Annotated in this window: 6 protein-coding genes; 1 reads left to right on the forward strand and 5 read right to left on the reverse strand. The window is 69.8% G+C overall.

The window, feature by feature from the left end; all coding sequences use genetic code 11:
* Positions 1 to 64 precede the first annotated feature (64 nt).
* Positions 65 to 913: a DMT family transporter gene (locus tag VD972_RS42100; protein ID WP_324995149.1), complete on the forward strand. Its 849-nt coding sequence runs from the start codon at positions 65 to 67 to the stop codon at positions 911 to 913.
* Positions 914 to 919: 6 nt separating this feature from the next.
* Here VD972_RS42100 and VD972_RS42105 read toward each other — a convergent pair whose 3' ends face one another.
* From VD972_RS42105 to VD972_RS42125, 5 genes are read right to left on the reverse strand one after another with little or no spacing between them, the layout of a single operon-like run.
* Positions 920 to 2,839: a tetratricopeptide repeat protein gene (locus VD972_RS42105; protein WP_324995151.1), complete on the reverse strand. Its 1,920-nt coding sequence runs from the start codon at positions 2,837 to 2,839 to the stop codon at positions 920 to 922.
* Positions 2,839 to 3,474: a hypothetical protein gene (locus VD972_RS42110; protein ID WP_324995153.1), complete on the reverse strand. Its 636-nt coding sequence runs from the start codon at positions 3,472 to 3,474 to the stop codon at positions 2,839 to 2,841. Before VD972_RS42110 ends, VD972_RS42105 begins: the two co-directional genes overlap by 1 nt.
* Entirely contained in the window at positions 3,471 to 3,953 is a 483-nt protein-coding gene (locus VD972_RS42115) for a hypothetical protein (protein ID WP_324995154.1), read from the reverse strand. Before VD972_RS42115 ends, VD972_RS42110 begins: the two co-directional genes overlap by 4 nt.
* Positions 3,950 to 7,225 carry an outer membrane protein assembly factor BamD gene (bamD, locus tag VD972_RS42120; protein ID WP_324995156.1) on the reverse strand — a complete coding sequence of 1,092 codons (3,276 nt, stop codon included), beginning with the start codon at positions 7,223 to 7,225 and terminating at the stop codon, positions 3,950 to 3,952. The genes VD972_RS42115 and bamD overlap by 4 nt, the downstream gene beginning before the upstream one ends.
* The gene (locus VD972_RS42125; RefSeq protein WP_414654214.1) at positions 7,222 to 8,832 is read right to left on the reverse strand and encodes a hypothetical protein; all 1,611 of its coding nucleotides are present in this window, start codon (positions 8,830 to 8,832) and stop codon (positions 7,222 to 7,224) included. Before VD972_RS42125 ends, bamD begins: the two co-directional genes overlap by 4 nt.
* Positions 8,833 to 9,011 lie beyond the last annotated feature (179 nt).

The following is a 9,011-nucleotide window of genomic DNA, read 5'->3' on the forward strand; positions in this document are numbered from 1 at the left end:
CGCCGCCTACATGGCGTGATGCTCAGGGGAGGGTAGAACCGGGCTCCTGGTCCGAGGAGCCGCGGTGGAGCCTGTCGCCCTGACGTTGGTGCTGCTGTCCGCGTTCCTTCATGCGCTCTGGAACGCGATGCTCAAGCGGCACGCGGATCCCGAGGCGGGCGTGGTGGGCGTCATCGCCGTGGATCTCGTGCTGGGCGGGCTGTGGGCGCTGGGGCTGCAGGGCGAAGCCTTCCCCACGCGGAGCGGGTGGATGTGGGGGCTCGCCGCGGGCGTGTGCGAGGGCCTGTACCTGTTCTCGCTCGCGCGTTCTCTTCGCCACGCTCCCCTGGGCCTGGCATACACGGTGGCTCGTGGCGGGGCCCTGCTGCTGGTGTGGCCTGTGTCCGTGCTGTGGCTGGGCGAGGCCCTCACCCCGCTGACGCTGGCGGGCGCGGCCGTCCTGGCAGCGGGGCTGGCGGTGACGGGGCTGGTGCGCCCCGCGGGCCCTTCCGGACGAGGGGTGGCGTGGGCGGCAGCGAGCGCGGTGTGCATCGCCGGCTACCACGTGGCCTACAAGCAGGCGCTCGGCGTGGGGGCTCAGCCTCCGGCGCTCTTCGCTCTTGGGATGTGGGTGGCGCTGCCCATGCTGCTGCTCACGCGGGCGGGCAGCGAGGGGAGAGGGGCCGTGCTCCGGCAGGTGCGGCTCAGTCCCTTCCTGATGCTCGCGACAGGCGTGGTGAGCACGCTGTCTTTTGCCCTGCTGCTCACGGCGCTCGCCCGCGTGGGGGCGGGGGCCGTGCTGACGCTGCGCAACACCTCCATCGCCTTCGCCCTGCTGCTCGCGGTGCTCCAGGGCGAGCGGCCCGGCCGGAGGCAGATCTCCGGGGCCGCGCTGGTGATGGCCGGCGCCGTGCTGCTGGGCTGGCCCGTGTGACTCAACTCAGGGCTTGGCGGAGGCCGCCGCGCCGCCCAGCCGCTTGAGCGCGCTCTTTGCGTCGTCGTGGTTGGACTGGAGCTCCACGGCCTTTGCGTAGGCGGCCTTCGCCTCGTCGGTGCGCTTGGCCGCCTCGAGCAGCTGCCCGAGCGCGTTGTGCGGCTCGGCAAAGCCCGGATCCACCTGGGCCGCCGCCCGGAACGACTGCTCGGCCTCCTTGGCCTTGCCCAGCCGGTAGAGCGCCTGGCCCGTGTACAGCAGCGCCAGTGAGTGCCGCGGCTCAATGCCCAGCACGTCCCCGAGCACGCGCACCGCCTTGTCCGTGTCTCCGCCGCGCAGGTAGATCTGGCCCAGCTCCGCCCGTGCGTCGAGCAGGGACGGATCCCGCTTCACCGCCTGCTCCAGCAGCTCCAGCGCCTTGTCCGGCCGCTGCATGCGCGAGTGCATGATGCCCAGCCGCGCCAGCGCGCCCGAGTCCGTCGGATCTCCGTCCTTCGGCTTCAGCAGCTCCTCCACCTCCACGTAGCGCCCCATGGCCAGGTACAGGTCCGCCAGTGCCAGCTTTGCCGTGCGGTGACCCGGCTCCTCCTTGAGGATGGCCTCGAGGAGCGGCTGGGCCTTGGCGCCCACGCGCTTCTTCGCGTACGCATCCGCCAGCGCCAGCCGCAGCTGTGTCGTCGGCGAGAGCTCCACGCCCTCCTCATACTGGGCGATGGCGCCGTCCAGGTCGCCCTTGGCCTTCAGCGCGTCCCCGTAGGCCTCGCGCGCGCTCGCGTCCTTGGGGAAGTCCTCCACCACCTTCTTCAGCGTGGCCACTGCGTCGTCCACCTTGCCCAGGGCCAGGTATGAGCGCGCCAGCCCCTGGTACGCCTCGGTGGTCTTCTTGCCGTCCTCCGCGCTGGCCTCGATGGCCTTCCGGAAGGCCTCCACCGCCCGGTCCTTCTTGCCCTGCTGCAGGTAGAGGTGGCCCAGCTGCGTGTACGGGCCGCTCGAGCGGCGTGGCTCCAGCTGCAGCGCCTTCTCGAAGGCCCTCGTCGCTAGCACCTGCTCGCCGAGCCAGAAGTACGCCAGCCCCAGGTTGAAGTGCGCCTCGGCGTACTTCGGATCCGCGGAGATGGCCTTCTTGAAGGCCTCGGTGGCCTTCTGGTGCTGCCCCAGCCCGTCGTACACCACGCCCATGTTGTTGTGCGCCAGCGCGTGCTTGGGGTTGATCTCCAGGGCCTTCTGGTACTTCGTCATGGCCTCGGGGAGGTTGTTCTCCCGCATCAGCAGCACGCCCATGTTGTAGTGGGCCTCCGCATCATCGGGCGTCAGCTGGATGGCCTCCTTGAGCGTCTCCTTGGCCTCGCCCAGCAGCCCCTTGTCCGCCTGGGCCTTGGCCATGTTCACCCGGGCCACCGTCAGCTTCGGGTCCAGCTTCAGCGTGTCCTCGTACGCCGCGATGGCGTCCTCGGTGCGGCCCGCGCGCTGGAGCGACTCGCCCAGGTTGAACTGCAGCTCCGCGTCCTTCGGGGCGAGCTCGGCGGCCACCGAGTACTGGCTGATGGCCACGTCGTGCTCGTCCATCACCCGCGCGAGCAGGCCGCGCTCGGCGCGCAGGGTGGACTCCTCCGGGTACATGGCGATGGAGCCGTCCAGCATGGCGCGGGCCTCCTCCGTCTCGCCGGACAGCCGCAGCGCCCGGGCCAGCGCCACCCGCGCCGCGATGACCTCCGGAGCCTTCTCCAGCAGCTTCTTCAGCGGGGGGGCTGCCTTCTTGGGCTGGCCCTGGTTCAGGAAGGCCACGCCCAGCTTGTAGAGCGCCTCCACATCCGGCGGCAGCGCCTGGGCCTCGGCGGGTGCGTCCGGTGTGGCGGGGGCAGGGGTGGCCGGCGCTGGAGCCTGCGCCGTGAAGAGCTGGAGGACGAGGACGCCGGCTCGAATCATCACAGGTTCTCCACGTAAGGACTGGTTCGCGCGTCGAAGGTCTTCTTGGCCAGCGCGGCCTTTTTCGTCTCCCACGCCTCGCGCGCGGCCTTCTCGTCCGCGGTGTCCGTGCCGAGCTCCGCCCGCTGCTCCTTCACCTCCGCCTCACACTCGGCGACCTGGGCTTCGAAGTCCTTGGGATCGAGCTCCTCGCTGCCCTCGACCTTGGCCTTCCGGGCGGCCGTCACCCGGGCCAGCTCGAAGCGGGCCGTGGCACAGCGCTTCGCCAGCTCCTCCACCTCCAGCCGGGCCACATTCAGGCGCTGCCGGGAGCGCAGGTACTCCACGCGCGCCTCCGCCTCCTCGATGGTGAGCTGGGCCACCTCGCGCGAGATGGTGTCGTCGGCGCGATCCAGCTCCTCCTCGGCCGCCTTGGCGCGCGAGCGGGCGCGGCGGATGTTGTCGCGGGCCCGGAGGATCTCGCTGCTGGCCTGGTCGGACTTGTCGTAGGCGAGCGCCAGATCGTTCTCCGCCTCCAGCAGCTCGATGCGCGACTCGTAGGGCAGCCTCTTCTCCATGTCGGACGGCAGGCTCATGCCATAGCGCGGGCCGCACGCGGCGAGGAGGGGAAGGGTGAGCAGGAGGATGCGCTTCATGGAACAGTCGCCTCGAAGCGGCCGAAGATGGTGCGGCCGGAGTAGACGTCGGTGCCGTTGACGAAAGTGACGTGGAATTCGCCCGGCACTTTCGCGCCGGCGGTCAGTGGCTTGTCGAAGGTGAGCCCGCCTCGGAGGAGGCGGGGGAACTCGCGCGTGGGCTCGTCCAGCACGCTGCGGCTGACCGCGCCGCGCTGCGGAGAGTCCGGCTCCTCGCCCAGCAGCTCGGCGAGATCGATCGCCACGCCCGGAGCGAGCTGCAGATCATCCAGCCGGGCAGCCACCTTGAGGATGGTGTTCTCTCCGGCGCCCTGCAGGGTGAGGAAGCGCACCGAGGCCTCGTCCTCATCGGCCCCGGCCTGGGCGGTCTCGTAGCGGAGATCCAGCAGCGGCGTGACGCTGCCCTCCAGGTGCGGTCCCTGGCCGCACCCGGTCATCACGCCCATGAGGAGCAGGGCCGGGAGTATGCGCGGGCTCACTTGCACGCCTTCCACCCCGTGTCGACGTCCATACCGCCCAGCGAGTTCACGTCCTTGAGGACGGACAGCTCGCGCCTTGCGCCCTCGGTGTCGCCGAAGCGGCAGCGCAGGGCGGCGACGTTGAGGCGGGCCTTGCTGTACGTCGGGTCCGCGTCCAGCGCCTTGGAGTACGCGGCGTGCGCGCCCATGGCATCACCCTGGTTGAGCAGCGCCCAGCCCAGCGCGTTGTGGGAGGCGGCGCGGGTGTCCTGCAGCTCCGTGACGCGGCCGAAAGTGAGCTGCGCCAGGCCGTACTGCTTGTTCTCCAGATATGCCATGCCCAGCGCCTCGAGCGACTCGGCGGTGAGCGTGGCCTCGGCCTTCCTGCGCACCTCCTCCAGCGAGGGGCTGCGCGTGGGCGAGCTGGGGCTCGGCACCGGCAGCGCGGCCGTGTCGGAGCGGCTCCGGCAGCCCACCACCGCGATGCTGAAGACGTCCAGCTGGTTGGCGCGGGCCAGGCACGCCTTGAAGGCCTCGTCCGCGCGCTGCCGCAGCGGCGCCACCTGCTCCTTCACCGCCTGCTGGAAGGCCTTCACCTCGGCCGCGGAGGCACCCGCCGGGGCGGGCGTCGCATCCACCACGTCCGCCAGGTGCGAGTACGCCAGGGCCAGCTTCCACAGCGAGGCCACCGCCCACTCCGGGTAGCCCAGCGAGGCGGCCTGCGTGTAGATGCCCTCCATGCTCTGCAGCGAGGCCACCTTCTCCTCGACTTTGTCCGCCGACAGGCCCTTGTAGCCGCGGTAGAGGATCTCGCCCAGGAACCACAGGCCCTTGGCGGCCTCCTCCGTCTGCCCGTTGGGGCCCTGCACCGCGACGGTGAGGGTGGAGATGAGCTTGTCGGGCGAGTCGTTGGGAGCGGTGGTGGCCTGCACCTCGGCGATGACGGCGGCGGCCCCGGTGCTTGTCTTGTCCAGCGCCAGCGCGCTCTCCGCGGCCCTGCGGGCGGCGGCGTAGTCCTTCTGCTTCAGGCGCGCCTCGGCCAGCAGCACCAGCACCTCGCCCTTGCGCGCGCCGGCCACCTCGGCCGCCGTCTCCAGGTTGCGCGAGGCCTCCTTGTAGTCCCCCATGGCCAGGCGCAGGCGCGCGGCGGACAGGTAGCCGTCCAGGCCCACCGCGTCCGCACCAAGCTTCTGGCCCACCTTCTCGAACCAGTCGGCCGCCTCGCCGAAGGAGCCTGCCTCCGCCGAGTAGCGGCCCAGCGTCAGCAGCACGTCCGAGAGGTACTGGCTCTTGGGGTACTCGGTGGACAGCTTGGTGGCCAGCTGGCGCGCGTTGTTCAAGTCCCGCTTCTCGCGCGCGGCGGTGAAGGCGCCGTAGAGGGCCTTCTCGCCGATCTCCGAGTTCTTGTTCTCGTCGGCCACCTTGAGCAGGCCCGAGATGACGTCCCCCGTCTCCTCGGCGCTCTTGAGGGCCAGCTCGTCCAGCGCCTCGGCCTTGCTCTGCGCGAGGATCTTCCGCACGTCGTCCTGGAACTTCGCGGGCAGCGGGGTTCCGAGGAACTTCTTGCCCGTCTCCTCCAGGCCCTTGAAGTCATTGAGCTGCCGCAGACTGTCCAGCGCCAGGTTGCCGGCGACGGGGGCGTCCTTGTGCTGCGGGTGGGCCAGGGCGAAGGCGGTGAAGAGCTCGGAGGCCTTCGGGTAGTCACCGTCCTCGTAGTAGGCGCGGGCGATGTTGAACTTCACCTCCAGCATGTTGGGGCTCTGCGGGAAGCGGGTGATGTAGTTGGAGCCCAGGACTTTGAGGGCCTGGCGGGAATCCGCTACCTCGAAGGTGGAGCGCTTGGCTGCCTCCTCCGGCTTCACGGTGGAGAAGTGGCACAGGAGCGCGCCGTAGATGGCCGCGTCGATGGCCTTCTCGTCCCGCTGCTTGGCCTTCTCCTCGTAGCGGGCCAGCTCCTCGAACTGGCGCGCGGCCTCGGGGAAGACGCCCGCCTCGAAGAGCGCGTCCGCGCGGTTCTTCATGATGGGCCGCACGTACTGCTCCGGGCGGAACAGGCTCAGGTACTCCCGGTAGGCCGTCGCGGCCGTCACGAACAGGACCTTGTCGTTCTTCTTCTGCGCGGCCACGTGGAGCTGCGTGGACAGGTCGCGCGCCATCTCCTCCAGCTCCTTGAGCTGGGTGGCGCGCTCCTTCGCGCTCAGCTCGGGATCCGTCTTGCTCTGCACCGCGGCGCGCACCAGGAAGCGCAGATCCGCCGGCTCTGGCATCACCTTGCCCTTGGAGGCCTTGAGCGCGTCATAGAGCTTCTGCCCGCGCTCCAGATCCAGCTCGGGATCGAACTGGATCTCCATCAGCTTGCGCAGCGCGGGGATGGCCCACTCGTACTGCGCCTTGATGAAGTAGCGGTTGCCCAGCTTGTCCAGCGCCAGGGCAAAAGTCGCGCGGCTCTCGCTCAGCTTCTCGAAGTAGTTGAGCGCACCCTTGGCCGGCTTGGCCTCGGTGTAGCTGTAGACCAGGTCCAGCAGCGCCTCGCGCTTGATGTTGAGCGCCTTCTTCGGGTCCACCCCCGGCAGAGGCTCGCTGGCGGCGGCGGCCTCGAAGAAGACCACGGCCTCCGCGTGCTTGGCCTGGTTCACGCGGATCCAGCCCATCTTGTAGCGGGCCAGGTCATGCACCGGCGAGGGCGGCTGCGCGAGGATGGCGGTGTAGTGCTTCTCCGCCTCCACCAGGTCCGCCTTGTCGAAGTAGTAGTCGCCGATGATCTGCTCGGACTCCAGGCGCAGGGGGCTGGTGGGGTACTTCTTCGTCAGCTCCCCCAGCGTCTTGAGCATCTCGTCGAAGGTGCCCAGCTCGCGCTGCTCGTGCGCCAGGTAGAACATCACCTTGTCGCCGTCGTGGAAGTCCGGGTACTCGCGCTGCAGGCGCAGGTAGAGCTGGACGGCCTTGTTCTTCATCAGCCGCGTCTCCGGAGAGACGATGGCGCCCGAGGCTCCCTCGGGACGCTGCTCGGCCTGCAGGTAGTACACGTAGCGGCTCTTCTCCACGTAGAGCTCGGCCAGGCGGAACTGCAGATCCGGCAGGTACGGCGCGTTGCGGCTCTTGGAGATGAGCTTCTCCGTCTCGCCAATGGCGCGGTCCACCTTGAAGATGTCGCGCTTGAGCTTGGTGATGAGCTCGTCGCGCTCCTTCGCCTTGGAGACGATGGGGTTGAAGTTCCGATCCTGGGACTGGGCCCCGGCGGAGCTCGTGGCGAGCAGCACCGCGGCGATGATCCCGGTCAACTGGCCGGTCATGGTGTTTCCTCGATGCAGCGGCTGTCGATGCGGACCCGGTAGGACTTCAGCTCGTCATTCCAGTACTCGCCCTCGAAGCGGAAGGCGACCTGCTCGGGCGTGAGCAGCGTCTCCTCCGCGGGGAGCACCACCTTCGAGCCCCTCTTCACGCGCTCATAGAGCTTGAGGCCCACCTCGTACTCCATCAGGCGGACCTGCTCGGCGGCGCGCAGCAGCGTGTCGGCCTCATAGCGCACGGCCTCGATGAGCCGGGCCTGGTAGACGCGCTCGGCCTCGCCCAGGGAGAGGGCGTAGAGCTTGGTGAGCTGGGACTGGAGCCGGTCTCCGAAGCTGCCGGCGTAGCGGCCGAGCCGCTCGGACTCCAGCTCCAGCAGCTCCTTGAAGCGCGAGGCGCGCTTGGTGGCGCCATGAGCCTCGGCGGCCCGGCGCAGGCGCAGGTCCTGCGTGAGATCGTCGCGCTCGGCGATGGCGTCCAGCGAGTCCGCGAAGCGGCGCGTCAGCTCCTTGGCGGCGCGCTTGGCCGGCAGGTAGTGGCACAAGTCCCGGAAGATGAGGGCGCGCAGCAGGTACTTGTCCGGGAGGAACTCGTCGCGGAAGGAGGGCGCATCCAGGGTGGTGAGGATGCCCAGCGCGGCGCGCAGCTCGCCCAGCTTGTAGCGGGTCCACGCCTCCTCCAGGTAGAGGGTGGCGCGGCCCGGATCCAGCTCGGGCAGCTTCACCAGGGCATAGGCCTCCAGCGCGCCCTTGAAGTCCTTGCGCTCGTAGCGCAGGCGGGCCACCGCGAGCGCCGCCTCGTTGCGGGCCTCGCGCGTCAGCTTCTCGTCCTTGGAGAGCCCGAGGAAGTCGTTGATCAGCTCTTCAGAGGGCTCCTTCACCGTCTTCAGGCGGGTGACGAGCAGGGCGAACTTCGCGTGGCTGGCCTCGGCGCTGCCCTCGTCCAGCTTGGAGAAGTGGGTGTTGGCCCAGCGCTCGTTGCCCACGCGCAGGTCCACCAGCCCCTGCTGGTAGTGGGCGTAGGCGCCCGCCTCCTGCTCCAGGAAGCCCAGGTCCAGCGCGGCGAACACCTGCTCGTCGATCATCACCTCGTCGTGCGGCTTGTCCGTCAGGTCCTTGAGCAGCTCCAGGGCGCGGGGCAGCACGTTGGGGTTGGTGCGCTCACGGGCGATGCGAGCCAGGTACACGGCGCCCGCGTGGGTGAGGCCCAGATCGATCAGGCTGCGCGCCAGGAAGTACTGGCCCCAGGCGTAGTTGTCGTCCGTCCTGGGCGTGGCGGACAGCCACGCGAAGAGGGGCCCGGCGGCGGCTCGGGGATTGCCGTCGAAGTAGTCCGCCAGGGCCTCGTCGAAGAGCTGCGGGTCCACCTTCTCGGGGGCCTGAGGGGGCTCCTCGGCCTTGGGCGCGGCGGCCTGGCCCTCGGCGGCAGGAGGCGTGTCGGGATTGGCGGCGGGAGCAGGAGCGCCAGGGCTCGTGGCAGGGGGTGCTGCGGGGGCGCCGGGGTTGGCGGCAGGAGCCTTGGACGGCGCACCGGGGTTGGCGGCAGCCGCGCGAGCCACAGGGATGAGGAGGAGCGCGGCGCTGGTGAGCGCGGCGAGTCTTGAGCGAAGCATCAGCGTCATTCCGTGGCGCCGAAGTTGAGCGCGGTGGCGAGCTGGAGGGTGGGGATGTTGATGATGCGGGAGGCGCCGGCGAACACGACGTTGTTCGTCACGTCCAGCCGGAACGAGACGCTGTCACTCTTGAAGACGCGCACGCCCAGGCCCACGTTGGCGCCGGGCCGGAAGCCTCC

Origin of the sequence: Hyalangium sp. (assembly GCF_035629615.1) — a bacterium.
Lineage (GTDB): Bacteria > Myxococcota > Myxococcia > Myxococcales > Myxococcaceae > Hyalangium.